This is a genomic window from Pleionea litopenaei, from assembly GCF_031198435.1.
In the GTDB taxonomy this organism is placed as follows: domain Bacteria; phylum Pseudomonadota; class Gammaproteobacteria; order Enterobacterales; family Kangiellaceae; genus Pleionea; species Pleionea litopenaei.
Genome location: NZ_CP133548.1, coordinates 1972847 through 1998309 on the forward strand (window position 1 = coordinate 1972847; position 25463 = coordinate 1998309).

At 42.3% G+C, this 25463-nt stretch carries 27 protein-coding genes and 1 pseudogene; 9 read left to right on the forward strand and 19 right to left on the reverse strand.

Annotated elements, in window-relative coordinates; all coding sequences use genetic code 11:
• Positions 1 to 86: 86 nt before the first annotated feature.
• The gene (gene asd, locus Q9312_RS08820; RefSeq protein WP_309204236.1) at positions 87 to 944 is read left to right on the forward strand and encodes an archaetidylserine decarboxylase; all 858 of its coding nucleotides are present in this window, start codon (positions 87 to 89) and stop codon (positions 942 to 944) included.
• 132 nt (positions 945 to 1076) lie between these two features.
• Here the strand turns inward: asd and Q9312_RS08825 are convergent, their stop codons facing one another.
• From Q9312_RS08825 to efp, 3 genes are all read right to left on the reverse strand, one after another.
• Positions 1077 to 2189, reverse strand: a complete 1113-nt coding sequence (locus Q9312_RS08825) for a PQQ-dependent sugar dehydrogenase (RefSeq protein ID WP_309204237.1) — start codon at positions 2187 to 2189, stop codon at positions 1077 to 1079.
• A gap of 43 nt (positions 2190 to 2232) precedes the next feature.
• Positions 2233 to 3165: an EF-P lysine aminoacylase EpmA gene (epmA, locus tag Q9312_RS08830; RefSeq protein ID WP_309204238.1), complete on the reverse strand. Its 933-nt coding sequence runs from the start codon at positions 3163 to 3165 to the stop codon at positions 2233 to 2235.
• A gap of 178 nt (positions 3166 to 3343) precedes the next feature.
• Positions 3344 to 3910 (reverse strand): elongation factor P, encoded by a 567-nt coding sequence (gene efp / locus Q9312_RS08835; RefSeq protein WP_309204239.1) that lies wholly within the window; start codon positions 3908 to 3910, stop codon positions 3344 to 3346.
• Between the two features lie 40 nt (positions 3911 to 3950).
• Between efp and epmB the strand changes: the two genes are divergently transcribed.
• The 3 genes from epmB (at position 3951) to Q9312_RS08850 (ending at position 9291) form a co-directional block, all read left to right on the forward strand.
• On the forward strand, positions 3951 to 4970 hold the full coding sequence (epmB, locus tag Q9312_RS08840; protein WP_309204240.1) for an EF-P beta-lysylation protein EpmB: 1020 nt from the start codon (positions 3951 to 3953) through the stop codon (positions 4968 to 4970).
• Positions 4971 to 5236: 266 nt separating this feature from the next.
• Entirely contained in the window at positions 5237 to 7063 is a 1827-nt protein-coding gene (locus Q9312_RS08845; protein WP_309204241.1) for a cyclic-di-GMP receptor FimW-related protein, read from the forward strand.
• Between the two features lie 161 nt (positions 7064 to 7224).
• Positions 7225 to 9291: an EAL domain-containing protein gene (locus tag Q9312_RS08850; RefSeq protein WP_309204242.1), complete on the forward strand. Its 2067-nt coding sequence runs from the start codon at positions 7225 to 7227 to the stop codon at positions 9289 to 9291.
• Here Q9312_RS08850 and serB read toward each other — a convergent pair.
• The gene (gene serB / locus Q9312_RS08855; RefSeq protein ID WP_309204243.1) at positions 9288 to 10259 is read right to left on the reverse strand and encodes a phosphoserine phosphatase SerB; all 972 of its coding nucleotides are present in this window, start codon (positions 10257 to 10259) and stop codon (positions 9288 to 9290) included. The two genes, Q9312_RS08850 and serB, sit on opposite strands and share 4 nt — an antisense overlap.
• 115 nt (positions 10260 to 10374) lie before the next feature.
• Between serB and Q9312_RS08860 the strand changes: the two genes are divergently transcribed.
• The 3 genes from Q9312_RS08860 to Q9312_RS08870 all read left to right on the forward strand — a co-directional run bounded on the left by Q9312_RS08860 (position 10375) and on the right by Q9312_RS08870 (position 13726).
• The gene (locus tag Q9312_RS08860) at positions 10375 to 11706 is read left to right on the forward strand and encodes a hypothetical protein (protein WP_309204244.1); all 1332 of its coding nucleotides are present in this window, start codon (positions 10375 to 10377) and stop codon (positions 11704 to 11706) included.
• Positions 11707 to 11903: 197 nt separating this feature from the next.
• Complete coding sequence (locus tag Q9312_RS08865; protein WP_309204245.1) at positions 11904 to 13403, forward strand: serine hydrolase; 1500 nt, start codon at positions 11904 to 11906, stop codon at positions 13401 to 13403.
• A gap of 35 nt (positions 13404 to 13438) precedes the next feature.
• A complete protein-coding gene (locus tag Q9312_RS08870) occupies positions 13439 to 13726 on the forward strand; it encodes a hypothetical protein (RefSeq protein WP_309204246.1) in 288 nt (95 codons plus the stop codon).
• 418 nt (positions 13727 to 14144) lie between these two features.
• Here the strand turns inward: Q9312_RS08870 and Q9312_RS08875 are convergent, their stop codons facing one another.
• From Q9312_RS08875 to Q9312_RS08905, 7 genes are all read right to left on the reverse strand, one after another.
• The gene (locus Q9312_RS08875) at positions 14145 to 14513 is read right to left on the reverse strand and encodes a hypothetical protein (RefSeq protein ID WP_309204247.1); all 369 of its coding nucleotides are present in this window, start codon (positions 14511 to 14513) and stop codon (positions 14145 to 14147) included.
• A gap of 143 nt (positions 14514 to 14656) precedes the next feature.
• Positions 14657 to 15001: a hypothetical protein gene (locus Q9312_RS08880; protein WP_309204249.1), complete on the reverse strand. Its 345-nt coding sequence runs from the start codon at positions 14999 to 15001 to the stop codon at positions 14657 to 14659.
• A gap of 96 nt (positions 15002 to 15097) precedes the next feature.
• Positions 15098 to 15535: a hypothetical protein gene (locus Q9312_RS08885; protein WP_309204251.1), complete on the reverse strand. Its 438-nt coding sequence runs from the start codon at positions 15533 to 15535 to the stop codon at positions 15098 to 15100.
• A gap of 531 nt (positions 15536 to 16066) precedes the next feature.
• Positions 16067 to 16537, reverse strand: coding sequence for a hypothetical protein (locus tag Q9312_RS08890; protein ID WP_309204253.1), 471 nt, complete (start codon positions 16535 to 16537; stop codon positions 16067 to 16069).
• A gap of 65 nt (positions 16538 to 16602) precedes the next feature.
• Entirely contained in the window at positions 16603 to 16983 is a 381-nt protein-coding gene (locus Q9312_RS08895; protein ID WP_309204255.1) for a hypothetical protein, read from the reverse strand.
• Between the two features lie 564 nt (positions 16984 to 17547).
• The gene (locus Q9312_RS08900; RefSeq protein ID WP_309204256.1) at positions 17548 to 18027 is read right to left on the reverse strand and encodes a hypothetical protein; all 480 of its coding nucleotides are present in this window, start codon (positions 18025 to 18027) and stop codon (positions 17548 to 17550) included.
• Between the two features lie 169 nt (positions 18028 to 18196).
• Entirely contained in the window at positions 18197 to 18460 is a 264-nt protein-coding gene (locus Q9312_RS08905; RefSeq protein WP_309204257.1) for a VOC family protein, read from the reverse strand.
• Between the two features lie 255 nt (positions 18461 to 18715).
• Between Q9312_RS08905 and Q9312_RS08910 the strand changes: the two are divergent.
• A pseudogene (locus Q9312_RS08910) lies at positions 18716 to 19876 on the forward strand (IS3 family transposase).
• Here Q9312_RS08910 and Q9312_RS08915 read toward each other — a convergent pair.
• From Q9312_RS08915 to Q9312_RS08935, 5 genes are all read right to left on the reverse strand, one after another.
• Entirely contained in the window at positions 19850 to 20149 is a 300-nt protein-coding gene (locus Q9312_RS08915; protein ID WP_309204258.1) for a hypothetical protein, read from the reverse strand. The pseudogene Q9312_RS08910 and the gene Q9312_RS08915 overlap by 27 nt on opposite strands.
• A 69-nt stretch (positions 20150 to 20218) precedes the next feature.
• Positions 20219 to 20518 carry a hypothetical protein gene (locus Q9312_RS08920; protein WP_309204260.1) on the reverse strand — a complete coding sequence of 100 codons (300 nt, stop codon included), beginning with the start codon at positions 20516 to 20518 and terminating at the stop codon, positions 20219 to 20221.
• A gap of 107 nt (positions 20519 to 20625) precedes the next feature.
• Positions 20626 to 20949 carry a DUF6959 family protein gene (locus Q9312_RS08925; protein WP_309204261.1) on the reverse strand — a complete coding sequence of 108 codons (324 nt, stop codon included), beginning with the start codon at positions 20947 to 20949 and terminating at the stop codon, positions 20626 to 20628.
• A 76-nt stretch (positions 20950 to 21025) separates the two neighbouring features.
• Positions 21026 to 21418, reverse strand: coding sequence for a contact-dependent growth inhibition system immunity protein (locus Q9312_RS08930; RefSeq protein ID WP_309204262.1), 393 nt, complete (start codon positions 21416 to 21418; stop codon positions 21026 to 21028).
• Between the two features lie 304 nt (positions 21419 to 21722).
• A complete protein-coding gene (locus Q9312_RS08935) occupies positions 21723 to 22205 on the reverse strand; it encodes an SMI1/KNR4 family protein (protein WP_309204263.1) in 483 nt (160 codons plus the stop codon).
• Positions 22206 to 22320: 115 nt separating this feature from the next.
• On the opposite strand from Q9312_RS08935, the gene Q9312_RS08940 reads away from it, so the two are divergent.
• Positions 22321 to 23475: an IS110 family RNA-guided transposase gene (locus Q9312_RS08940; RefSeq protein ID WP_309204126.1), complete on the forward strand. Its 1155-nt coding sequence runs from the start codon at positions 22321 to 22323 to the stop codon at positions 23473 to 23475.
• A gap of 305 nt (positions 23476 to 23780) precedes the next feature.
• On the opposite strand, the gene Q9312_RS08945 is transcribed toward Q9312_RS08940, so the two are convergent.
• The 3 genes from Q9312_RS08945 to Q9312_RS08955 form a co-directional block, all read right to left on the reverse strand.
• Entirely contained in the window at positions 23781 to 24302 is a 522-nt protein-coding gene (locus tag Q9312_RS08945) for a hypothetical protein (RefSeq protein ID WP_309204264.1), read from the reverse strand.
• Between the two features lie 76 nt (positions 24303 to 24378).
• On the reverse strand, positions 24379 to 24690 hold the full coding sequence (locus Q9312_RS08950; protein ID WP_309204266.1) for a hypothetical protein: 312 nt from the start codon (positions 24688 to 24690) through the stop codon (positions 24379 to 24381).
• 63 nt (positions 24691 to 24753) lie between these two features.
• Positions 24754 to 25440 (reverse strand): hypothetical protein, encoded by a 687-nt coding sequence (locus tag Q9312_RS08955; RefSeq protein WP_309204267.1) that lies wholly within the window; start codon positions 25438 to 25440, stop codon positions 24754 to 24756.
• Between the last annotated feature and the right edge of the window lie 23 nt (positions 25441 to 25463).

A 25463-nucleotide genomic window follows, 5' to 3' on the forward strand; every position in this document is an offset into this window, starting at 1 on the left:
AAAACTTCGCGAGTTTCGCGGTAAAAAATAGTCAAATTCGTCTTGCTCGGGTAAAATTCGCGGTTTATTCAGATTAAATGCATGTTATGAGCTTACTTGATCACCTAAAAACCATTCCGCAGTACCTTATTCCACAGCATGGGCTTTCACAGCTGGCGGGACGACTCGCGGATCGCGAAAATCACCCTTGGAAAGACTGGGTAATTAAAAAGTTTGCCGAACATTACAAGGTCGATATGTCGATCGCGGTAGAGCCTGATTTAACCGCCTACGCCAGCTTCAACGACTTTTTTACCCGAGCCATTCGGCCAGAAACGCGACCAATTTGTGATGAGCCAAATACCATGGCTTGCCCTGTCGACGGTGCCGTCAGTCAATTTGGAGCCATCACCTCTGGTAAAATCGTGCAAGCCAAGGGCCATGATTACACCGTGCAAGACTTGTTAGGTGGAGATGCCGAGTTGGCTCAAGCCTTCGAAGGTGGTGAATTCTGTACCATTTATCTATCACCGCGCGATTACCATCGTTATCACATGCCAATCGACGGTCAACTGACTCGTATGATTCACGTTCCAGGTAAGCTGTTCAGCGTTAACCCACTCACCGCTCGCACCGTGCCAAACCTGTTTGCTCGTAATGAGCGGGTCGTCGCCATGTTTGATACTGAGTGGGGCCCCATCGCTTACGTCGCGGTTGGCGCCACCATCGTCGGCAGTATGGAAATGGTTTGGTCTGGTGTCGTCACACCACCAACTAAAAAAGACGTCACGGTAACCGACTACGCCGCCGGCGAAGTATCGTTAGCACGTGGCGATGAAGTTGGACGCTTCCGACTTGGTTCAACCGTCATTATGTTACTTCCAAAAGGTGACTATCAGTGGGATGAAGCGATTCAGCTAGGCGCTGCAACTCAACTGGGTCAACCATTGATCAAACGCCGCTAGATTGATTTTTTAAACGTCTTTTAAGAGTGTCGCGCTGAGCCTCATTAAGAGGCTCAACCAGTACTTTTAAGCAGCGGGTTCAGCGAAACTCTTGAAGCCGCTTTTCGAGAGATTAAATCAAAGAGTCTCTGATTACTTTTTCGGAACTAAGCGCTTCACACCAACACCATCCACCGAAACATACAAGTACCCATCCGATAGTTGTCGAACATTGCGGGTGCGACCGATGCCCTCGAAGACAATTTCTTGTTCAATCACTTTATCGCCGTCAACGGTGAGTAAGACAAGGTATCCAAACTTAAGCGAGCCCACCAAGACCTTCCCTTTAAATTCGGGGTAACGGTCACTGGTTACAAAAACCATGCCTGACGGCGCGATAGACGGCACCCAATACCACGCGGGTTGAGTCATTCCTTCCTTTTCAGTGAGTTCGGTAAATTTTGTTCCGTTGTAATTAATGCCATAACTCACGACTGGCCAACCGTAATTGGCTCCTGCTTTGATAACATTGATTTCATCGCCACCACGCGGCCCATGCTCATGAACCCAGATATTACCAGTCACAGGGTTCAAAGCCATTCCTTGAGGATTACGATGGCCGTATGAGTAAATGGCTGGTTTTCCTTCCTTCACAAATGGATTATCGCTGGGAATAGCACCGTCAGGTTTAACACGATAGATTTTTCCTCCATCGCGCTGAATATCTTGCGGGTTTTGATCTCGCGCACCGCGATCACCAATTGAGAAAAACAAGTCACCGTTTTTATCAAACTCAATTCGGCTACCATAGTGATAACGACTATCGGTATTCGGGCTGCCTTTATAAATAACTTCGACGTTACTCAATTGCTGCTCTTTTAATTGACCGCGAATGATCGCCGTATTATTGCCAGCACCGTCACCTTGCGGGCTAGACAGTGACAGATAGATCCAACCACTTTTGGCGTAATCAGGCGCCAATTCAATATCGAGCAAACCACCTTGTCCATTGCTTTCAATCGCGGGCAACCCGCTCACTTCTTGGCGAGTTTTACCATCCGATGAAACTAAGAATAATTGACCCGCTCGCTCTGAAACCAAAAAGCGACCGTCCGGAAGTTGCGCTAACCCCCAAGGCACATTGATTCCTTCGATAAACACATCGGCTTGATAAGGATAATTCGATGGTGCAGCTTTTTCTTCCGCTATTAGGTTGGTACTGACACTGACCGACAAGGCCAATAATACTTTAAACACCCATTTCATAATCTACTCCTACCCAATTTTAGTCTGTGGTCATTTTAACAACTCACAAGGCAAAAGGAACTACCTTCGCGATATCCGACTCGCCTAACGCGATCATCAGTAATCGGTCGACTCCTAAAGCGACGCCACTGCACTCCGGGAGCCCTTGCTCAAGTGCAGAAAGAAACGACTCATCGATATCGACGGCCTCTTTACCCATCTGCTTTCGTTGCTTATTGTCTTGCTCAAAACGCTGCCGTTGCTGCTTAGCGTCGGTCAACTCCCAAAAGCCATTGGCAAGTTCGATTCCTCGACAATAACACTCAAATCGAGCGGCGGTTTGTCGATCGGGATTCAATCGGGCCAGCGCTGCTTGACTGGCAGGAAAGTCATACACCAAAACGATGCTATCTTGCCCTAATTGTGGTTCAATTTTACTGGCGAATAACAAGGATAAGTAATCATCCCGCTGCAAGTCATCGGGTAGCTGCCCTAACTGTTGTTGCGCGAGTTCGATGAGTCGCGACGCTTCGATGGTTAACGGGTCGAATTGCAAAAACTCTAAGAAGCACTCTCGATACGACACATTTTCGCGCGCATCAATTCCGGTGATCTCGCTGACTAATTGAAACACTTCATCCATCAGCTGGTGATGGTCCCATCCCAACCGGTACCATTCGAGCATGGTAAATTCAGGCTGATGTTTTCTCCCCCGTTCTTCTGCACGAACATTTTTTGCTAATTGATAAATATCGCCACTGCCAGCACACAGTAATCGTTTCATCGCGTATTCAGGCGATGTCTGTAAAAAATAGGTTTGTCCCATATTCTGCACCTGCAGTGCAGTCATATAAGGATCAGTAACGCTGTGCGTCATGATCAAGGGAGTATCAACTTCTAAAACACCGCGTTGGAAAAAAAACTCACGAATGTGCCGTAAGATTTTCGCGCGCTGATTCAAGTTATCGATGGGAGCGGAGGGTTTCCATGCACTCATAAAGACCTGTTAACCTGCTAAGAAAAAGTCGTCATTCAAACCATAGTCCAATAAATAGCACAAATTAGAATCGCTAAATATCACTACCACAAAAAAAGGCAGCGATATCGCTGCCTTTTTCAAACATAGATTCTCTCAGAAAAATAGAATCTCTCAGAAAAATGGATTTTCTTAAAAACTACTTCGCTCGACCTGCGTATTCACCAGAACGCGTATCTACTTTAATTTTCTCACCGATTTGCACGAACAAAGGAACGTTGACTACCGCACCAGTGTTCACGGTTGCTGGCTTACTACCACCGCTCGATGTATCGCCTTTAAGGCCAGGATCAGTCTCTGTCACTTCAACGATCACCATATTAGGCGGCGTTACCGCAATCGGGTTTCCATTCCACGTGGTAATTTGCACTGAGTCTTGCTCAATTAGCCACTTAGCATTGTCACCAACGGCCTTTGCATCCGCCGCAACCTGCTCAAAAGATGCCGGATCCATAAAGTGCCAAAATTCACCATCGGTATACAGATATTCCATGTCTTGATCCATGACATCGGCGCCTTCAACTGAGTCTCCAGATTTAAAGGTTCGCTCAACGACACGACCAGTCAACAAATAACGCAACTTTGCTCGAGCAAATGCCTGGCCTTTTCCAGGTCGAACAAATTCATTTTCGACAATGACGCAAGGCTCTCCATCTTGCATTATTTTTAGGCCATTGCGAAATTCATTGGTACTATAGTTCGCCATTAACTTACCTCAGCTTAATTCGGATTAATTCAGTCAATTTATGAAGAACGCAATAATACCCTGTTCGAACAGCATTTGTCACAAAATAGACTGGAAAAAACAGGTGGCTACAGCAATTACCGACCCGCAAGAACTGCTTAACTTGCTAAAGTTGCCCTCCGATGTTTTGGGCGATGGCCAAGCAACAGAGTTATTCAAGTTAAAAGTGCCGTTAGCCTATCTTCAACGCATGCGAGTGGGTGACCCGAATGACCCCTTGTTTCGTCAAGTTTGGCCGGCAAAAGAAGAGTTTGTACAAACCTCTGGCTACGTCGATGACCCTTTGCAAGAACAGCAAAGCAATCCGATTCCGGGACTGTTGCACAAATATGGTTCGCGAGTACTTACTATTACTACAGCTAGCTGTGCGATTAACTGTCGATATTGCTTTCGACGTGCATTTAATTATCAAGAACAAAACTATGGACCTCAGGCATGGCAGCCTTGGATCAATTATCTGAAAGAGAACCCTTCGGTAAACGAAGTCATTTTAAGCGGTGGCGATCCACTGCTACTCAGCGACCAAAAACTTGCTCAGTTTATCGAGCAAATAGAACAGTTACCGCAGGTTACTCGCCTGCGCATTCACAGTCGGCTACCACTGGTGATCCCCGATCGCATTACGGAGCAGTTTCTAGCGATGGCAGAAAACAGTCGGTTAAAGTGGATTCTGGTTTGGCACATCAACCACCCGCAAGAAATCGATGAGGCGGTGGTAGAAGCGGCCAAACAATGCGCGAACGTCGGTATTTTCCAATTGAATCAATCGGTGCTTCTGCGCGGCATCAACAATGACGCATCCGTTTTAGCTTCGCTCAGCGAGAAACTTTTTGCTGCCGACATCCAACCCTATTATCTACATCTCTTAGACAAAGTGAGCGGCATTGCTCACTTCGACGAGCAACCAGAGCAAGCGCATCAAATCTACCGGGAACTCATGGCCCAATTGCCCGGCTACCTAGTCCCAAAGTTAGCGCAAGAGGTACCAGGCTTAAGCTCGAAGCAATTTACTTTCAATTAAAAAGTAACCCAGATAATCGAGTAAACTGAGTGACATACCTGTTTTCTACCGCTAGAGGCGGTAAATAAAGCCTAAAAGCAAGTACTTACTTACTCTTTAAAAGCTATTAATTATTCGACTTTCACTCAATTTTGAACTATTACTTAAAATATAAGATAATATTCGACATTGAGATTGAAACTCAGATGACAGGCTGTAATATAGGCAGTTTACGGCTGCGCCAGTCGCCGCTATACTTTATGCGTACTTTCAAGGAATGAGGTAGTATGATCCAGGGTCAATTGGGATTAAGCATTCGGGCACCTGAACCGATCAAGCCAGCGTTGGTTGCAAAACTTTCGCCGCGTCATGTCGCCAAGTGGATAGACTCTCTTCCTATCGCGAATGTTAGCGATTCATCCAAACGCATCTACCAAATGCTCCTCGATTGCAACAAGTCTGCTCTCGATGACGACGAGCGTTTTAAAATATTAATGAGTCTGCACGGCCCCGTTCAAACCGTCCTCAAATCATTGTCGAAAAACTTCACCGGGCACACCTTGAACTTAACCGAACGGCAAAAGAAAGTCGCAGCCCTGGTTCAAGCGATTCATACCGAAATGGCTATTGGTTTTAAGATTATCATCGAGCATCAAGCTGAATCGCCGAGTCTGCTGAAAAAATCGATGCTACACGTTGCGCTGTTTAATGCTCTTGAGTACCTGTCACTGACAGTCGTACGCTGCTACCAAGTTTATACCGATGTGCCACGACGAATCTGGAAAGAAATTAACAGTATCTTCAAATTCTCAATCAGTCAGAAACTCGACAGCAAGCACTGTTCCATTGAAGGATTTCAACAAGAACACTCCATTCGCGACATTTATAAGAAAGTCTGCTTGCTTTCGGTCGCCAATCCTTACCAGTTGCGTCAGCAAGAAATTGAGTCCGTTTTTAATGGCTTGCAAAAATACGTTAATGATTGCGAGCTCGATTTATCCACTCGATTTGATAATCGCTTCGTGGTCGATCTCAATCAAGCAATGCCGCCGATGCACCAAGGATTGATAAAAACCCGTCCGAGCCAATTCACATTCTCGCTGAATCTAGATCGGGTGGTGCATGAGTTACAAAACGATTTGAAGGCCAAAAAAGATGCCAGCCGGAATGTCGCCATTGGTGGATTGAGTGCGCGGCTAACCCGCCACCTACTGCAAAGTTGGGCGCACCTATCGTCGCGCAACTTCGCAAGAACGCCTTGCTCGGGTAACTTAAAAGTCGCGGTAGGACTCAGCGCGACGCATCAGCTGATGAGTGGCGACGACGAGCCTAGTCAATCAGCAACGAACACTCTAGAGCAATATGAAGGAAGCCTTCACAACGCAACATTACTCGATAATCACTCCACCATGGAGATGTTGAGTAATTTCGGAAACGATAGTTTCTACACGGCGCCTAGAGATGAAGATGTTTGGGCCAAATTATATCGTCCAAAACAAGCCATTCCCGATGACAACCAGATTGACTATGCCACAGCTTTTGGTAAGCAAGATTCTCTCGCCAACAGCCACTACCAACTTATCGATGCGGATATCGTTAACATGAGTCCTGGCGGTTATTGCATTCAGTTGGGAGAAAATCCTCCGCTGAATACTCAAACCGGTGAAGTCGTTGGTTTAGTCGAGACCGAAGGCAACGGTCAAGAAACTTGGCATGTGGGTGTCATTCGCTGGCTCAAACGAATTAAAGGCGAACCGCAAGTGCAGCTAGGCGTGCAACTGATCGCACCGGGTGCAAAACCAGTGACCTCGATGACGCTCGCCCAAGGCAATCAGAAAGCCAAGGTGATGAAAGCCTTACTGCTCCCGGAGTTAAAAGGCATTGGTCAACCGACCACCCTCTTAACCAATCCTAACTTTTTCAACCCGCAGCAAAAAGTGACCATTCGCGATGGCGAAGAGGAATTTACCGCTCGCCTCACCCAGCTGGTTTCATCTTCTCAAGGCTATCGCCAGTTCTACTTCGAACTGATGGAGGGAACACCTAATCGCAGTGCGAATTCTGACCACGATAGCAAGGACGGTGGGTTCGATAATGTATGGGATTTGATCTAGCTCACAAAATTGTACATATCACCGACTAAATTTAATTGTTTTGCGGTTCCTAAGCGGCGAGTTCTCGGCTACAATCATTGTAATCGCTTGGTTTTTATTGAGTTTTTCCGTTCATCAAGCGTTTTGCAGCAAAACTAAAAAGAAAGGAACATTGACGCTTAATGGCAAACGACCTGAAACCTGTCCATCTTCTGCTTTTAGAACCGTCTTCAAACGATGCAGAAACCATGATCACGACGTTAAGAAACCACGGCTACGCAGTACGCGCGACCCAGGTGGTTTCTGAAGACAAGCTGCAAGAGCTGCTCTCTCAGCAGTCTTGGGACTTGTGCTTAACGAGAGCCGAAGTAAAGGGCTTGAATGCTAATCGCGTTATTGAACTGATCGACGAGTTCGGACGTGATGTTCCGGTTATTCTGATCACCGATGAAGACAACGAAGTCGATTTGGTGTCGGCATTAAAAGTTGGTATTAAAGATTCTGTTCCTTTCAAAAGCCAAGAACGCTTATTTTTGGTTGCAAAACGAGAACTCAATAACCTTGAACAACGTAAGTTACGCAAAAAAGCCGAAGCCAAATGGGCCGAGACCGAAAAACGTTGTAGCTTACTGCTAGACAGTTCTCAAGATGCCATTGCTTACATTCATGATGGCATGCATATCTACGCCAACCAAGCCTACGTTGATTTATTCGGCTTCGAAGATCCAGACGACCTGCTCGCAATGCCTGTTATGGACATGATTGCCAGTGAGTGTCACAGTGATTTTAAAGAGTTTTTACGCCAATACGCTAAAAACCCCAATAACAATAACTTTGCCTGCCAAGGCACCAAAAATGATTTGTCTAACTTCGATGCTATGTTGACTCTGTCGAATGCAACCTATGACAACGAAGCCTGCACACAAGTTTTAATCAAAACCACCACCGACAGTGCAGAACTGGAAGCCAAGGTAAAAGAGCTTTCTGCGCAAGATGTTCTTACTGGCTTATACAATCAAAATTACTTCCAAGAAGAACTCGATAGAATGATTTCTTCGGGTTTTGAGTCTGGCCAGAGCCGACACTTAATGTTCATCGAAATCGATCAATACGAAAGTATCGAGAAGGAGTTCGGACTAACTGGAACCGATGAGATCATCACAGGCGTTGCGCATTGGTTAAAATCAAAAGCCGACAAAGACGCATTATTAGCTCGATACGGTAATGACTCTTTCATGGTTTTGATCGATGAAGATTCACCTGAAAAAGCCAAAGCGTTCGCCGAGTCACTGTGCAAAGAGGTCAAAAGCCACCTATTTGAAATTGAAGGTAAAACGCAGAAGTTATCCTTCAGTATTGGTGTCACCCCTGTTGGCGATCAAGCCAGTAACGCGAAAGATCTGATCTCTAATGCCCACAGCGCATGCGTTCGAGCGAACAAGAATAAAGGCGACAATGTCAAAGTTTACAACAAGATGATTGATGCCGATCGCTCTGAGAACAGTGAGCTGGTTGAGAAGCTTCATGAAGCAATTGAAAGTGGCAACATGAAACTCTTGTTCCAACCCATCGTAAAATTACACGGTGATGAGCGAGCGTTATATCAGTCTTTGTTAAGAATCAAAACCAAAGATGCCGAAATGTCAGCGGCTGAAATCTTTCCCGTTGCCGAAGCATCTGGCCTTGCGGCGAAACTGGACCGCTGGGTGTTAATGCAATCACTGAAACAGTTACATGCCGATAAATCCAAAGCCTCTTTGTTCGTTCATTTATCAGCAGCGTCTTTAACGGACGAAGGTATTTCGCAATTTATTGCCGACTTGTTCCGATCAACTAAGCTACCGCCGACCTCATTGGTTATTGTGGTGAAAGCTGATGACGCATTAACCTATCTTAAACGTGTGATTGTGCTGAAGAATAATTTGGCCAAAATTAAAGTACAAATGGCATTGAGTCATGTCAAAAACAACGCAGAGCACTTTACTTTGCTTGATCAAGTATTACCGGCTTACTCAATCAGTGATGGAGAGCTAACCATTCAGCTTTCTACCGGAGGCGACGCCGTTAGTGACATCACCAATATTTGTTCTGAAGCGCACCATAGAGATATTGTCACCATTACCCCTAAAGTTGAAGACGCAGCAAGCCTAGCAGCTCTATGGCCTTTAGGTATCGGTTATATTCAAGGCTATTACTTACAGGCTCCAATGCCTAGCCTAAGTTTCGACTTCTCCTCTTCGGAGTTTTAACCAACCAAGAGCTTTACCAATTCGGACATGTCGGCCTTGTGGATACCCGCATAGGCCGCAGCACGAACCTTCGGCTTCGCATCAAAAGCAACACCTAACCCAGCTTCTGCAAGCATGGGTAAATCGTTTGCACCGTCACCGACAGCCCAAACTTCATGCTCAGTCAAACCAAGTTCTTCGCGCAACGCCATTAAAATTTGTCGTTTCCGCCCTCCATCAACAATCTCGCCGACCACTTCGCCGGTTAATTTTTCTTGCTCTACCGCTAACTCATTGGCAAACGCATAATCCAATCCAAGTTTGTTTTTCAGAGCTTCGACAAAAGGAATAAACCCGCCTGACACAACCGCCACTTGGCACTGATGAGCTTTGGCCCATGCGACCATTTCAGTAACCCCTTTTGTTACCGGCAGGCTATGCGTTAACGCAAGGAATTCAGATTCAGGTAAGCCGTTTAGAAGAGCCACTCTGGCTCGCAGACTTTGCGCAAAGTCGAGCTCTCCTTGCATTGCACGTTCAGTGATTTCAGCGACCTGTTCAAAACAACCACATCGTCGTGCAATCTCGTCGATACACTCCATCTGAATTAAGGTCGAGTCCATATCAAACACCATTAAACGAGGTTTGATTGCACGATAAGCGTTGTCCATAAGAGCAAAATTTACATCCATCTTCGAAAGCTCTGACACAATCATTTCGCGTATTTTTGATAACCCTTGTTGCCGCTCATCCACGGAGCACTCAATGATTAGCTCACTGATTTCGCTCACTGAGTCAGTACACAGCACAAAGCGCTCAATGCCTAACGTCTGTAAAGCTTTTTGAATTTGCACTAAGTGCTCTTGTCTTAGTGGCCAAACTCTTAAACTCGCTCCCTCTACGGAGGCCAGACGACTATCTAACAAAGTAGATGTTTGCCAACCTTGCTCAGAACCCGGTTGATAAAGATACTCTTGAAATTGACTCATAATTGAATGTGTTCGCCATCATTTTCGTGCCAGTTTATCACCATCGACAACGAATTGCTCTCTGACAGATTTGTATTCATAATGCCCATTAAATTCTCAAACGTCTTTTTGATATATGTCAGAACCCATTGATCAAGTACAGGTGCCTCAACCCACCCTCGGCAAATTGTGGCTGAAGCTTTTGGTCTTCATTTTGAGTGCGCTCATCGTCTTTGGCTGCGCTTGGTTTTGGCTGACACTGCAATTAAAAGACATCTTGAGTTCAAAAATCGATGAGACTGGGCAACAGCTCTCGCAAATTGCGGCTATTGCAGCAGCAGAACCGGTATTGTCAGAAGATGTCACTTATCTAGAAAAGTTAACAGAAGCATTACTAAAAGAACCCTTCATTGAAAAAGTAGCTATATATCGTCCGAATGGAACCGAGTTAATCAGTCGCCCTATCCAGCCGGTAGACTCCACCGATGGATTATTAAACGGGTCGACTGAGCCAAAAGAAAGCACTGCAGAGGCGACTTGGCGCGACTGGCTAACGGCACATCTGCCAAAGTACCAATCTCGCAGCATTGTATTTATGCCAGAAATTAACTGGGACCAGCAATCTGTCGGTTGGATTCAATTGACCATCGATCGAAAGTTTTTAGAGCAAGGCATTCGAGATAACAGTTACCAAATCACACTGAGTTGTTTATTAGCCTTTGGGATCACCCTAGTGATAGGTCTGGCATTTATTTTAAGAAGTCACTGGAAACAATTTAAAGCGAAAAAGGTGCTTACACCAATCAACCTCGATGATGAAAGCGAAACGCACCTTCATGCCATCGCCCTGCAAGCCAAGAAAAAAACATTATCGAGTCAAACTAGGTTTCGAGAACTCAAAGTAGCCGGTCATTCGTCTACTCAACCCGTTATTCAAGAATACAGCGGCGTATACGCGATTCTTAAATTTGACCTCAAGCCGCAAGATCCCTTTGATTCGATCGAATTATCAAATGCTTGGTTACACTGGTTAACTATTTTTGATGAGTTAAAAAACCTACATCAAATTAAAATAGAAACGCTTGAATCTAACACCTTCTTAATCACTCCTCGCGGTAACGATGTTAAGCGTTTAATCAGTTTCGGTTACTGCGTTAACCGACTCGCTCCGTTTTTTAGTTACTACAACAAAGCCAGACTACTGGTCGAACAAGGCTCGTTAATAAAAGGTATACAAGGCGTCAGTGTCACCATGCTCGACACGAACACTCTAAAGCGTCTCAATCATTTATTGTCGCAAGAAACTGAATCAATAATTCTAACCGACAATGTTTTACACGAGCTTAATTTGAAGCCGACGAGTGAAACTGAATCAACCTTGTTTGAGCAATTATTAGAAATGAGTGAAAGGGAACTCATTGAGCGACAAGTGGCTACGTTTAAACAGCGACTTCAGACTCAAGAATGATGCTCTCACATGGATTAGTGTGAACGATTAGTCTGGATAACCACGATCGTTTCAGATTGATAGAGTTTAATTTAATCCTGCTATCTACCTTCGATAAATAGATTACTAAGGAATTCGGCTGTAATTTGAGTTGTGAACAACGTCCCTCGCTACTCAACGAGAACGTAGTTAGTTATTTTGAATTTATAAGGGAATTTATGTTAAGTCACGTAAACAAAGTTTATCCATTTTGCTATACATTGCTTTTATTTTTTGGTTCCATTGCTATGCAAGCTAATGCATCAGCTTCTGTCAAAGCAGATAAAATTGATAAATACTTATCTCAAAATATCCATAGAGGGGTTTCTGCTTCAATTTTAGTTGCCCAAGATAACCGCATCTTGATCAATAAAGGCTATGGTTTAGCTGAAAGAGAGGCGAAGCTATCTAACACGCCGTCAACAGTCTTTGATATAGGCTCACTGACAAAACAGTTTACAGCGGCCGCAATACTCAAGCTAGCGGAAGAAGACAAGCTTAAGTTAACCGATACGCTGAATACCTATTTTAAAGAACTGCCGAATGATAAAAAGCAGATAACAATACATCAATTGTTAACTCATACAGCTGGGTTTAAAGAATATCCAGGAAGAGATTTTGATCTTGTTTCAAGAGATACCTATTTTCAAACTGTTTTTTCGAGCAAATTGCAGTTCACCCCCGGCGAACGTTACGAGTATTCAAATGTGGGGTATAGCATTCTTTCTGCAGTCATTGAACAAGTCTCTGAAACAGATTATGAAACATTTTTAAATCAGGCATTTTTTAAGCCGTTACAGATGACAAGTACAGGATACCTGTTACCTGATTGGAATACCTTGAATCTTGCGCATGGATATTATGAAGACTTCTATGATCGAGGGACATCGATTGAAAGATATAGAAAAAATGGTGTGTCGCCTATTCTCGTGGGAAATGGAGGCTTGCAATCCACTGTATCCGATTTACACAAATGGCTTGTAGCTCTCAATGGTTACGATATCTTGAGTGAAAAATCTATTCGACTGTTGACTTCAAAGCATGTTGAAACTCCCGCCCAAGTTGATGCCTTTCAGAGTTCAACATTTTATGGATATGGTTGGAAAATAGGCGCTACCTCTTATTCAAAACGAGTTATTTCTCATAATGGTAATAATGGAACATTCAGAACTTCTATAGTTTGGCGTCCGAATGAAAGTGTATTCATTATTTTTTTATCCAATACGGAATCAAAAGGGACATTATGGTTAGCTTACGAAATTGACAAAATGCTAGCCGAAAATGATTACCTGCCTGAACCTGTTGAACCAAACCCATACAGAGTCATTGATGAATACATAAAAAAAACAAAAACAGTATCTAGTGCTCAATTGCTGGATCATTATCAACAAGCTACAGGCGATAAAATTATCAGTTCAGCGGTAATTAATCGACTGGCGAGGATCTACTTCCATTTCAATAAACATACAGACTGGGCACTTGAGCTATTAAAGTTGAATGTAAAAATGTTTCCCGATGACGGCAATCTATGGGATAGCTTGGGTGAAGGTTATTTAAAAGTTGGGCAAAAAAAATTGGCGCTTACCAGCTTTAAAAAGTCATTGAAGTTGGCACCTGACGAAAATTGTCATTGGTGCAATAATGCACGTGAAAAAATAAGACAACTAACGATAAATTAGATTCATAACAAGTTGCTTTATATCAAAGCCAATTGGTGAGCAAAGTATTAAATGCAAATATGATATTTACTGACACGCATGTAAATAAAGAAAAGAGGTATTCTTTAGGAATTGAAAAGAATTCAGGTGAGTTCTATATTTCCTTTCCCGTTTACAATGGGCTGGTTGAGTACGAAGAATACTATCAGCTCACAACAGAGCAATATGACGGCTACCCTGAAAATTCTGTCGAGTTGGAACAGTTCCTCAATGAATGCAAAAGTCAGAAAAAAGATGAGCTATTATTACAAAAAGCTGGCAAGATTCGTGGCCATGCCACTTAACAACCAAAACACTATTTTGTCAGTTCGAATTTAAACGACTACATCTCACAAGCCACACTCTTGTATTCCGTTTGCACGTCATCTACTCGCTCTATTTGTATTATCATATCTTAAGGACATTCATCCTTCATCTTCACAACTACTCATGATGATAGTAATGTTTACCATGATGAGAAAGATTAAATTTAAAGCATTGGACTAATCGCATACTTTACATTTCAGCTTTCGCCAATTGCTGACCCAAGAAAAAGCAGCGCTTGCTTTCTTAATTCTTACAAAGCGGACATCTGGAATAACGCCCGGCTCAGCCGAGCACAACGCGGAAGTTGCCTTGTGTTAAATTGGGAGCTCAGCGAAACACATGATTGTGGAACCTAGTTGGTTTCCGTGTACTGCATTGTTAGCAGATGGTCGGAGATCAAAATATATCACTAAATTTTTCCAAGATTTCACCGTGAAATCTTGGTTCACTTGCATACTTTGCGACCCAGGGCACATATGGATGTTTTGAGCTTGAATATTTGGAAGCCTCATCAATTGCTGGCGCACCAAGATTAATTATCAACGCGCTTATAAAGTCAATGAAGAGGAAAAAGCCCGCTACTGTTTTTTCGTCATAGTCATCTTGGCAATACTCACTTGGATCATCAAGTATATTAACCGCATCTATTAGAGCTTCGACGTCATCACTACCAACTTCAGACGCTAAATTTCGAAGAGAATCCTTTGATACATTAGACGAAATAAACTGCTCGAAAACTTGTTTTAATTCCTTAGAAAGACTCACAATATTTCCTCTTGTAGCTAACGCCTATAGCATTGAAAATTAAGCGCGATCAGCGGTTAAGCCAGATAATGATATTAGCAATATAATAAAGGTTGTGTATTTCATATTTCTATTAACTCCGTGCACAGAGGCTTGTTAAATTTTTACTCAACTATTAGCTCCAGCCCCATAGAACCTAGCCCAAAAAGTTGCTCATGATCTATGGGCCTGATGCTGAACACAGAACTAACAGTAGTATCTGATGGCATGGAAACTAAACTATATAGCTCGTTTTTAGATGCCTCTGAATATTGAATAGCAACCTTATCATGTGTGCAGGAAATCTCTACTTTCATGCCATTGCAAATAAGCTCGATAGTTCCTTGGTCAGTCCCTATCTCTTTAACGGTACCATGTTTAGACTTTTTGATATCTCTAGCCAACGCCGCAATTTCACTAGCAGAACCAGAGATATTTGTAGCTAGTTTATTAGAACTAACTTTCAACATGATGAAATTTAACGCCCCTAAGCAGAGGCAAATTTGTTTTTAGCGCGCAGCGCGTTAATTTGTCCAGCCAGTTCGCTGGCGAACTGACTTGGTTTGTTATAAGTCTTCAATGGTTGCCGAAATGTATGTTAATTTTAAAAGGTACTTCCGTGTAATTTCACTACCATCTTTTCGATAATTTATAGATTTAAGCGTTATTTCTGGCTCAGACTCATCCCAATTCAATACTTCCCACTTATGAGCTTCAGGAAGCTGATAGATTGACATTACAGGTGCTTCTTCTCCATCCGCTTCTGTTGTCACAACATAAATTTTTTCTAGCGCTCTACATTCGTAAAGAATTGCACATGAGTCCATGCTTGAGGTTTTGTAAAGACGTGCTTCGAAATCGTATTTCTCAAATCGCTGTCTTTCGCCAGTCCATACAAGTTTATTCAGGACAAATTCAAGCTCACTATTTACTGCACGCTCAAGCGGACCCGAATGTACGGAAAACGAAATCAATACGATAGAAAATAGAATTAGCCTAATCATTTAATTGCCTTATAACGCTTTTAAGCAGTGGTAATTGACCGCAATAAGCGGTTATTTGTCCTGCTGACTTTGATTGTTATGATTAACCAATTTGAACCATCTTGGTTCGTAACAATACTCTTTATTAGAACTTCCTATGAAATGAGTGGGGACGTTTTTACATTCAACCTCAGTAATAAATATCACTGATTGCTTACCTTCAAAATATACTTCTGCAACACAATTCGGATGCCGAATATCAGCTCTTAACTTGAGGATTCTTTTGTGTTCTTCACATTCGAGCGATGTACACTCACCCAAAAACTCGATGTCATAATTTACAACTTTATGTCCGTCTCTAGGAATACTACAAGAGTAAGCACTGGAAGTAATTAATATTACTAAGGTTAAAACAAATATTCTCAACTTAAATTCCTTTAAAATCATAACGCCCGCAGTCACGGGACCAGCGCAGTGGAACAAACATGTGATAAACTGAGCGCAGCGAAGCACATGTTTGTGGAGCGTACTTGGTTCCCGAGCACTACCTTGTTAGCCATTTGTTAGTTTTTGCCTTGAATTCTTGAACATATGGTAGATGTTGTAAGTAACAAGAATCATCCACATGACAATATTATCAAAGCGATTCTCATAGAATGCTCTTACAGCCATTGCAGAGCAAAGACCAATAATAACTGCCTGGAAGGTTAATGAAAAGGCCGCCACGTTAACCTTTGCTACTTCACCATGTGCAGATTGGTACCTATCGATCATTCGATTGATTAATAGTGCTATGGCGTAGATTCCGGAAAATATTAAGGCGACATACCCAAGTAAAACCCAACCTTCTGCGGTGATATTGAAAATACCCCTAAGAAATATGAAAGCAACATAAGAAAAGATAGCGAGCAAAAGTACCCCGCCTACACCTAAGAATCCAATTCCACTTACTTTTACAAATTCACGTCTAGATTGATTGATCATGATCGTATAGCTAACGCTCCAATAAACGGTGACCGACACAGGAGAGAGTCCTTGCGCAATGCCGTAGGCATGGAGCAAATTGTTTGATTGACTTGTTAGGTGAACTACTCTCCATACATTTTTACCCAAAACAACATTGTTTTGTATTTTTCCGTAAGCTTTTCATTACCAAGCTCGGAAATTAAGTCTGTAATAAAATCTCGAACTTGATCTTTTCCAAAGTTAGCGCAGAAATACCAAGGCAACTCTTTCACGGAAACTTCCAATAACCCTGGTGTTGCATATAATGCTCCGTCAATATTCAAAGGACACTTTGGCATAACTCTATATAGAATTTTTCCCGCCAATTCCTGCCTTGCAAAAAAGTTCTCTTGAAGGCTAGGGTCATAAAAAAAACGAGAACAAACCAAAAAACACTTCTGAATTATCAGACTTTCCGCAGAAAAACGCCAACTGCTTAAACTGTCGAGTGTTGCTATAGCCATACATGTCTGCCGACTGAAGTACACTCTCTTGTATTTTTTGACGATTCCACATACTTGTTTTTTCACCTACCGCCATGGTAAGGGGCAGACAAAGCGCAGCTTTGACTGTCCCGTGCTACTGGCTTTAGCCGCCAGAGCAAACTTGACCACCTTGTTATGTTTAATTGTTAACTGCATTGCTGATGACTTCCATGTGTTTGTCCGAGCAGTTTGCATCTTTGCACACTGATTCGGCATCGCTTTTGACTGTGCCTAGAAACTGACTGTTAGAATTTATTTCTTCTTTTAGTTTTTCGAATTGTCCACTTTCGATTAGGACTAAGTATTCCGAATTTAGCTGCAATTGGTGTTTGTATTGTTGATGACTAGGGCAGAAAGCATTACTGCAATAGTCGTATCCGGCTCCCCGACAAGACGTTTATTTTCATAATACACACCTGCGTAGAATGCACCAAGAATAATCGAGATAATCAAGAGATACTTCATCATGGGTACCTTAAACATAACGCCTAAATTTGCGATTCATAGCGAGTGCGCGGGTGATGAATTCGCAATATTATTTGGTTAGTTCTTTTCCTTAATCCAATCTTGGTAATCAACATTTTCGCAATCACTCCCCTTGTAATCATTATCAGAAATCATGACTGATTTACATTTTTTATTCCACTGCTGAGTAGCATCTACTCGTCCCAACATAACATCAAGAGTCACTAGCCAATAGTGTTTATCAGGCGTTAAGATTAGCACTTCGTACGCGTATGAGTCTGTTGGTATTCTTTTTGTACCGAACTTGAAAGGTAAGCCTTTTTCTGATGCTTCACGAGCACAACGATAACCCAACTTGCTTGCAGCAATACTACTTGGATTTCTCTCTGTTAAATCGAAGAAACCACAGTTGATCGCATCAACTCCAGATAGCTCATTTAGTTTATTCGAAAATCCGTCATATCCCATTGGATTCCAATTATTATTTTTTTCTGAAAACAATAGTGAGCTAGAGCAACCAAAAAGAAATAGTATGATTGTGATATTGATAAATTTCATAGTCTCTAACGCCTAAATGAGTTGAGCAGTGTCTTTTACTGCTTCAATCTTCGTTGCCTTGTTATACATTCTAACTGATGCAACCATGACTCGCACCAATCGAAATTACGTTTCCAGACGGGTCTTTAATATCAATAAACTCCGCCATCATATTTGGCTCATTCTTAAACTAGATACCATTATCTTTAAGCCGACCAAGTAGATCTATCTTAATATCGTCTTCGTAAAAAATGGTGATAGAAGACATCATATGTGAGTCACTTCCGAAAACTCTAAAATGGTCTTCAGAACCAACTTCGAGTAAATCAATAATTAGCTTAGCTCCGGTTTCGCAGATTAGTCGATCGTAGCTCCCAGAAAAAAGACCAATTTTCTTTGAATAGAAATCTATGCTTTCTTCTAAGTTGTTAACTGATAGGTTTAAGTAAATCAAACATTGCTCCTTGATAGTGCATAACGCCTTGCCAAGGGGCACACGAAGCAGCGCGTAGTGTGTCCCGAAGAGGCCACGCTTTTTGTGGCCGGAGTGTACTTAGGCAACTTGTTAAATGTTTTCATACCACCCATCCTTGATTAAATCATTGAGGTTAGAATACCAGCCAGCATCCATTCCAAAGTAATTGTAGTGGTTTAATGACACCGGACACTTAAATAAGAGATAATTAGATTAACTTATTGAGGTGTACCGATGAGCAAGAATAGGTCAAGACGACAGTTTGATCAAAGCTTTAAAGAAGATGCGGTAGCTCTGGTTACTGAGCAGGGATATTCGGTGTCAAAAGCAGCTGAATCGTTAGGAATTACGACGAATATGCTATATCGCTGGAAAGAAAAGCTAGAATCAGATGCAGGCGAAAGCTCTATTTCGGAAGATGAAAGAGCCGAACTATTACGTCTTCGAAAAGAAAATAAAGAATTGCGTATGGAAAAAGAGATTTTAAAAAAAGCCAGCCAATACTTTGCAAAAGAAATGAAGTGAAGTATGAGTTTATTGAGTCAGAAGCCTGTCACTATCCTGTCAGAATGCTCTGTCGCTTGCTAAACGTCAGTAAATCAGCATTTTATGACTGGAAGCATCGAGAAAAGCCCGTATTTGATGTGGATGAATGGCGTATCAAGAATCGAATGAAACGCTTATTTGAGCAGAGTAGGCAGAGTCTTGGGCGTCGAGAAATGACAAAAAAACTTCGCCAGGAAGGTTTTGAAATTGGCGAATGGCGAGTCAGTCGATTAATGAAAGAACTGTCTCTATTTGTGACGCAAAGATTGGCTTATAAGGTAACAACGAAAAGAAAACACAGCGATTCGGTTGCTGATAACTTGCTTAATCAAAACTTCAATCCAGTTGCTCCGAACGAAGTTTGGGCCGGTGATGTGACATATTTGAAGACTGGTGAAGGCTGGATGTACTTGGCGGTTGTCATGGATTTATATTCCAGACGAATTGTCGGCTGGCATATTGATAAACGCATGACGACTGACTTGGTGAGCAAGGCGTTAATGAAAGCCTATAACTTGAGGCAGCCGAGTAAAGGCTGCGTATTTCATAGTGACCGCGGCTCTCAATATACCAGCAATCACTATCGAAAATTGCTGGCCAGTTACAATATGAGGGGCTAGCATGGGTGACGTTGGCGCATGTTGGGACAATGCTGTGGTTGAGCGATTCTTTGGTAGTTTAAAGCACGACTGGATTTTAAAAGTCCATCAACCAACCAGAGAACACATGAAAAAAGATGTCGCAGCTTACATGAAGTATTACAACCTCGAAAGGCTGCATTCTAGTAACGGTGATTTATCGCCAATTAACTATGAAAACTCTCTAAAGAAAGTGTCCGGTTGGACTTGACCAGTACAAATCGTCGTGGAAAAATATTAGTCCCCACACATCACCGTATCCTCCGTGCCCTCCTCGACAGTAGGCTACACCGACATCTTGTTCTTCTAAGTCTGCGAATACCCATGCAGGAAATTCTTCTTCGTCACCATACTCCCATTTTAAAGTTTTGGTTTTTAGTAGAATCAGTTTCTCTTGCAGGTATTCCTTCGGACCTGCATCCATTCGATCCATCTCATCTTTAAGAAGTTTCTCCATCTCACTTTTACTTGGGAAATTTTCCATAGTTACATTTAACGCTTAATTGAGACGCGCGTTTTTTGCGTCGATTCAAATGAATAGTTAAGGTGCATTTCACCTCCCTGCATAATTGATAAAGTGTCGAACGAACGAGATTACTAATAGAGCGACTCCGCCTAACAATATAACAATTGGAACACCTAACATGATTCGAACTGACCTGGAGCGATTCTGAAAAAAAGTCGAACTAAGTGTAACTTCTCCCAGCCATTCAAGAAAGAGCCAAGCAGGAATACCTAGCATAAACAATGCGACCCACCCTAAAATTGAACGTGGAATTTCTGGATAAAAATGCAACACTAGATAAATAGCGATAAACCCAACAATTCCACAAAAACCAACTATTTTACGCATTCTATCCCTTTGCACTTTAACGCCTTGCTAATTGGCAGCCGAAACGCAGCGTAGGCTGTTCATTGGAGGCCGCTGTTTTTGCGGCCAGAATGTAATTGAGCAACTTGTTATGAGTTTTCAAACTCTTGCTCAAGTTTGATTTCTTTCACATCCATCATATATGGTTTTTCAAGTCCTTCAGACTGAAGTACTTTTTCGTACTGTAATAGGCTTCCTTGCAATCTTTCTGCAAGGCTTAATGCCTCATAGTACATATCTTCGTCTTTATACTCCTTGGCCTTATCCATAAAATAAGTAGCTGCAGACAACATTGTACTAAGAGTATCACCTTGTAGGGCTACCACAGGAAACTTACGACCAGGCATATGCACAATGCCACTATTGGAAACATGATCGTATAGCTTTACTTTTTCAGGATATTCTTCAGCCATATTTACTCATAACGCTTGCCTCAATTGAGACGCTTTTTGTTTTAGCCTTCAATTGCTGGCTTTTTTTATGGCAGGACTAACGGTAATCGAATTTAACCATTGCTGGCATCAATTCTTCGTTAATCGTATCTCTTAATATTTCTATTTCGTTCTTAAGCTCCACAACTCTATTGTTTAGGTCAGGAAAAGTAGACCAAAACTCTTTCGGTATTCTAAGAATACTTGCAAGTAAGTCGCCAGCATACATATCACCCGAAACGAGCGGGTTGTCTTCTAAGATATTTAGTGCCAAAGGCACAAGGTAGTCCAAACCAATGTTTTGCCCTATAAGCATTCGCAAATTTTCAGGCGTAAGCTCGGATATTGGAATAGCCTTAAGTGCATGACAGCTTTTAGCTAGGTTCGAGTCAAACTTGGGTTTTCCCCATTTGCTGTTCTCTAACTCTTCCAATGATTTAGATACGTCCACGTTGCTCCTTAGTAGCCATAAAGATTACTTCAAAATTTCATGCGTTTTTTGCATAAATATTTTGCTAGTCCTTGTTATACGTTCGGACATGCTACATCCCAACAATGTTGATAGACTTTCATGTTCTGAAAGTTACATCTTTCTTTGAGCTTAGTTTCAAGCTCAATAAAGAACGGGTAACGCTGAGCTAAGTGGCTGCCAACGCCTAGATTACTAAAACCATTGCACCTTAACCACAAAACTCACTGAAACTAAAAATGCCACGCGTTGGCAGTCCACTTGAGCGACTTGTTATGTGTATTTATTACGACTCTATCCAAGGTTTAAAGTATCCAGTTAGAAATTCTGGAAATGAGTTATACACAACTTTAGAGTTTCCGGATTCAAAACTGACAATTGCAAACTCCCCGTTTGAGGATTTCTCAGCTGTATCTAGGCAGTATGCGCCGTCCTCGTTTAATTGCAGTACCCAAAGGTTTTCACCTAAATTCGGATAGTCCTCTCTCAGAAAACACGTATCTGCATAAATATTACCTCCTGACAACGACAGGGGGTCTAATTCGCTAATGCCACTGAGAAAACAATCGTAAATGCCAAGTGCTCCAAACTCGAGGAGAAACTCCTTTAATAAAATCGGTAATTGAATACCCATTTTATCTTCCAAGGTCTCTATTGCATCAAGTGAAACACCACCACTAACCCATACTTCGTGCCCGTTTTTTCTCACTATATCGATTTTATTTTGAATATCCATTATTACACCATCGATCGTATGACACATAGACATAATGACTCCCTAGGAGTCTCAATTGAAATTCAGTGCTAGCCCCCTATCGTGGGTTAGCTTTTCAGCCAGTGCCATACTATATGAGTCATCACACACCATATAAACGGAGGCTAGCATGAACAACGATACCATAACATTTATTGGCATGGATACTCATAAAGAGTTCACAGAAATAGCGTATTCAGGTTATGCGAGAGAGACGGCAATCGAGCATTTTGGTCGAATCAAAACGACCAAACCAGCGATTACTAAATTTGCTAAACAAATGCAATCTAAGTTCCCAAAAGCAACGCTGCATTTTGTTTACGAAGCAGGCCCTTGCGGCTATTGGGTTTACCGTTTGTTAACCAGCCTCGGGCATTGTTGCTATGTCGTAGCCCCCTCTCTTATTCCTAAAAAGCCAGGCGATAAAATAAAAACTGATAAACGTGATGCTATTAATCTCACCCGTCTTTTAAAGAATGCCGATATCATTCCGATTTACGTACCCGAACCAGAAGATGAAGCCATTCGTGATTTGTCTCGTGCAAGAGAGCGCGCCATGAATGATTTGTGTGACGCGAAATATCAACTTAAAGCGCTGCTACTTCGCAATCATATTAATTATGAAGGCAAAGCCAATTGGTCATTAAAACATTTACGTTGGCTAACAGAATTGGTATTGCCTCATCCCGCACAACAAATTGTACTTCAGGAAATGATTCAAACCGTCACGGAACGAATAGCGAGATTAAAAAGATTGGATAACGAGCTAGTTCATCAGGTGAAACACTGGCGTTACTACCCTGTTGTTAAAGCAATTCAAGCGATGCGTGGTGTGAGGCTTTTAGTTGCGGCTGGAGTCATTGCAGAACTAGGCGATCTCACTCGCTTCGACCATCCAAGAAAACTCATGAGTTATGTGGGTCTCATTCCGGGCGAGCATTCCAGTGGAGGGAGACGAAAAGTGGGTAGCATTACAAAGTGTGGTAATGGTCGAGCGCGACGACTGCTCACCGAGGGTGCTCATTGTTATCGCTATCCGGCTAACATTTCAACTGAATTACAAATCAGGCAAGAAAGTTTAAGTAAAGAAATTATCGACATTGCCTGGAAGGCACAACTTCGTTTGTGCAAACGCTACCAACGCCTCATGAAACGAGGTAAACATTACAATGTCGTGATTACTGCTGTCGCACGAGAAATGATTGCCTATATTTGGGCAATCAGTCGCGAAGTTGTTATAACAAAAGTTAATCCTAAACAGCGGCTGTCTCGCGTACCCGCATGAATAAAAAGTTTTGGATTCAATGGCAGATTAAACCACGGCAGGTGGTGCAATCTCCGACGGCGTTAGGATGGCTGATTATGAAATTTAATTAGATCCACGAGCATAGACTGAAGACAGGCACCACGACGAAATAAGTAAGGTAGGTAAATCGCTTCGCGATAAAATCCACGGATACCAGCATGAGAACCGTCGAAAGTTACTGGCTTTAATCTGTAATTGAATCCATTCAATTTTATACAATAGCGCTTTGTAAAAATAAGTGGGGATTAGTGCGTTTTAATTGACAAAGGGAGTCATACCAACGCCTAAAGCAGAGGCGCCGCTTGCGGCGTCCTGCTGGCTTTACTTGTTAGTTGCTCTATTTCTAGCCATACCATTGCATCAAAATGTTTACCGTTAATTAACATAAACTTCTCTGTAGAAACACCAACAACCTCGTAATTGTGGTCTCGAAGCACCTTTGCAATTGACTTTATATAGGAACAATTTAATAACGCCTCTTGAAATGGCTTACGAAGTGGCTTTACTTTTGGGTTATGCATATTGCCAGCAGATGTGTACGCTGCTTTCAGTTCATTTGGATAATGCTCGCTTAGATAGCCTTGAACTTCAACTTGCAAGCTACCTGAATTTAACTGAATTACTCGCCCTAAATTAATGCCAGACAGCTTGCGGCTTTCTTCGCCTATAATTTTCCCGAGATCGGAAATCTGGCCACCCCTTAATAAGAGGTTATATTTAGATTCATCCTTGTAATGATCCCTTACTTCCCAAGCTTGAACACTTAGAGAATAAATCAAAATCAATACTGAGAATATGGCACGCATTCTAAATCCTTGAGGGCAACTAACGCTTATTTAAATTGTGAGGCTTCTTTTTAGCCGAATCCATTTCTAATCCTTGTTAGGCACGTTTTCGACTGATTGAAAATGTACCAGACTCGTATACAAAACTGAGAGCGCTATCTGCACTTTGAAATTCTAATTTTCCCGAATTATAGTCTATCTCTGTTACCGGTACAGAAACTCCATCAAGCGGACCAATTCCCTCTATCGTTCCATCATCTGGATATATCACTGAATAGTCTCGCGCAACTCGCTCGAACGAATCTAAGGAGAAAACTCCTCTTCCCGAATGGCTAACGGTTATCAGATACTCCATATTTGGATCGCAACCTGCTGCGACTACCCCACCGATTGAAATATGCTTAACCATTTACATGCCTAACGCCCGCAACAACGGTGAGCAACTTGTTGCGAGTCCTGTTGCTTGCGCTTGTTATGCGCCATATGCGGCCCGCCTTAACTGATTTTGTAATGTCGCTTGTTCACCATCAGAGCTATCAAATGTTTCATAAGGTGTATTAATTTCTACAACATCACTGTTATTTAGCTCAGAAATGTTGGCAAAATCTCTTAGCTTGGCCAAATCTGTTATTAATGATTTAGCCAGCCACATTGGAGAGGACACTGTTTCTCGGTAACCATTCTTTAGAACAAACCTGCCGGGGTTGTTAGAGATATCCACCACCTCTTGTTCTAAAGGAAACGGTAAATTATTAGAGGCTTTAGGCAGTTGTGAATGATCTTTCCCTGCCGAATCATAGAGCAAAGTATCTTCTGCATTTTGCCAATAGTAATACTCTCGATTGTGAATAAAGGCTTGAGTTACTGGCAACTCTTGAATGAAAAGCTCCACTAACTCTTTTAGATAAGATATATGAACGCCTTGTGAATTTATAATCAAAAAGTCGTGCTCGTGGTTTGCGACTGAGCCTCCATGAATATCTTTGAATAAATGCCCTGAAAGAGAAAGATAGCCTCCGCTCTCAATTTTTTGCACCTGATCAGCAGTTGAATAATCCTCTACCGAAAGTCCGATCTTTGGGCACAGCTTATCGAGGGTGTATAGAACATCCTTGGCGTCTACTGTTTGGTATTCAAAAGTTAGCTCTATTTCGTACATAGCCACTCAATCAAAGCGCATAA

Bases quoted from the DNA above. Each gene is read 5' to 3' on its own strand.
- Q9312_RS08945 (WP_309204264.1), bottom strand. From the start codon at position 24,302: ATGCGTGCCATATTCTCAGTATTGATTTTGATTTATTCTCTAAGTGTT.
- Q9312_RS08825 (WP_309204237.1), bottom strand. From the start codon at position 2,189: ATGAAATGGGTGTTTAAAGTATTATTGGCCTTGTCGGTCAGTGTCAGT.
- Q9312_RS08845 (WP_309204241.1), top strand. From the start codon at position 5,237: ATGATCCAGGGTCAATTGGGATTAAGCATTCGGGCACCTGAACCGATC.
- Q9312_RS08955 (WP_309204267.1), bottom strand. From the start codon at position 25,440: ATGTACGAAATAGAGCTAACTTTTGAATACCAAACAGTAGACGCCAAG.
- asd (WP_309204236.1), top strand. From the start codon at position 87: ATGAGCTTACTTGATCACCTAAAAACCATTCCGCAGTACCTTATTCCA.
- serB (WP_309204243.1), bottom strand. From the start codon at position 10,259: ATGAGTCAATTTCAAGAGTATCTTTATCAACCGGGTTCTGAGCAAGGT.
- Q9312_RS08915 (WP_309204258.1), bottom strand. From the start codon at position 20,149: ATGGAAAATTTCCCAAGTAAAAGTGAGATGGAGAAACTTCTTAAAGAT.
- Q9312_RS08860 (WP_309204244.1), top strand. From the start codon at position 10,375: ATGTCAGAACCCATTGATCAAGTACAGGTGCCTCAACCCACCCTCGGC.
- Q9312_RS08920 (WP_309204260.1), bottom strand. From the start codon at position 20,518: ATGCGTAAAATAGTTGGTTTTTGTGGAATTGTTGGGTTTATCGCTATT.
- Q9312_RS08940 (WP_309204126.1), top strand. From the start codon at position 22,321: ATGAACAACGATACCATAACATTTATTGGCATGGATACTCATAAAGAG.
- efp (WP_309204239.1), bottom strand. From the start codon at position 3,910: ATGGCGAACTATAGTACCAATGAATTTCGCAATGGCCTAAAAATAATG.
- Q9312_RS08925 (WP_309204261.1), bottom strand. From the start codon at position 20,949: ATGGCTGAAGAATATCCTGAAAAAGTAAAGCTATACGATCATGTTTCC.
- Q9312_RS08900 (WP_309204256.1), bottom strand. From the start codon at position 18,027: ATGAAATTTATCAATATCACAATCATACTATTTCTTTTTGGTTGCTCT.
- Q9312_RS08865 (WP_309204245.1), top strand. From the start codon at position 11,904: ATGTTAAGTCACGTAAACAAAGTTTATCCATTTTGCTATACATTGCTT.
- Q9312_RS08885 (WP_309204251.1), bottom strand. From the start codon at position 15,535: ATGATTAGGCTAATTCTATTTTCTATCGTATTGATTTCGTTTTCCGTA.
- Q9312_RS08935 (WP_309204263.1), bottom strand. From the start codon at position 22,205: ATGTCTATGTGTCATACGATCGATGGTGTAATAATGGATATTCAAAAT.
- epmA (WP_309204238.1), bottom strand. From the start codon at position 3,165: ATGAGTGCATGGAAACCCTCCGCTCCCATCGATAACTTGAATCAGCGC.
- Q9312_RS08895 (WP_309204255.1), bottom strand. From the start codon at position 16,983: ATGGCTATAGCAACACTCGACAGTTTAAGCAGTTGGCGTTTTTCTGCG.
- Q9312_RS08850 (WP_309204242.1), top strand. From the start codon at position 7,225: ATGGCAAACGACCTGAAACCTGTCCATCTTCTGCTTTTAGAACCGTCT.
- Q9312_RS08880 (WP_309204249.1), bottom strand. From the start codon at position 15,001: ATGTTGAAAGTTAGTTCTAATAAACTAGCTACAAATATCTCTGGTTCT.
- Q9312_RS08950 (WP_309204266.1), bottom strand. From the start codon at position 24,690: ATGGTTAAGCATATTTCAATCGGTGGGGTAGTCGCAGCAGGTTGCGAT.
- epmB (WP_309204240.1), top strand. From the start codon at position 3,951: ATGAAGAACGCAATAATACCCTGTTCGAACAGCATTTGTCACAAAATA.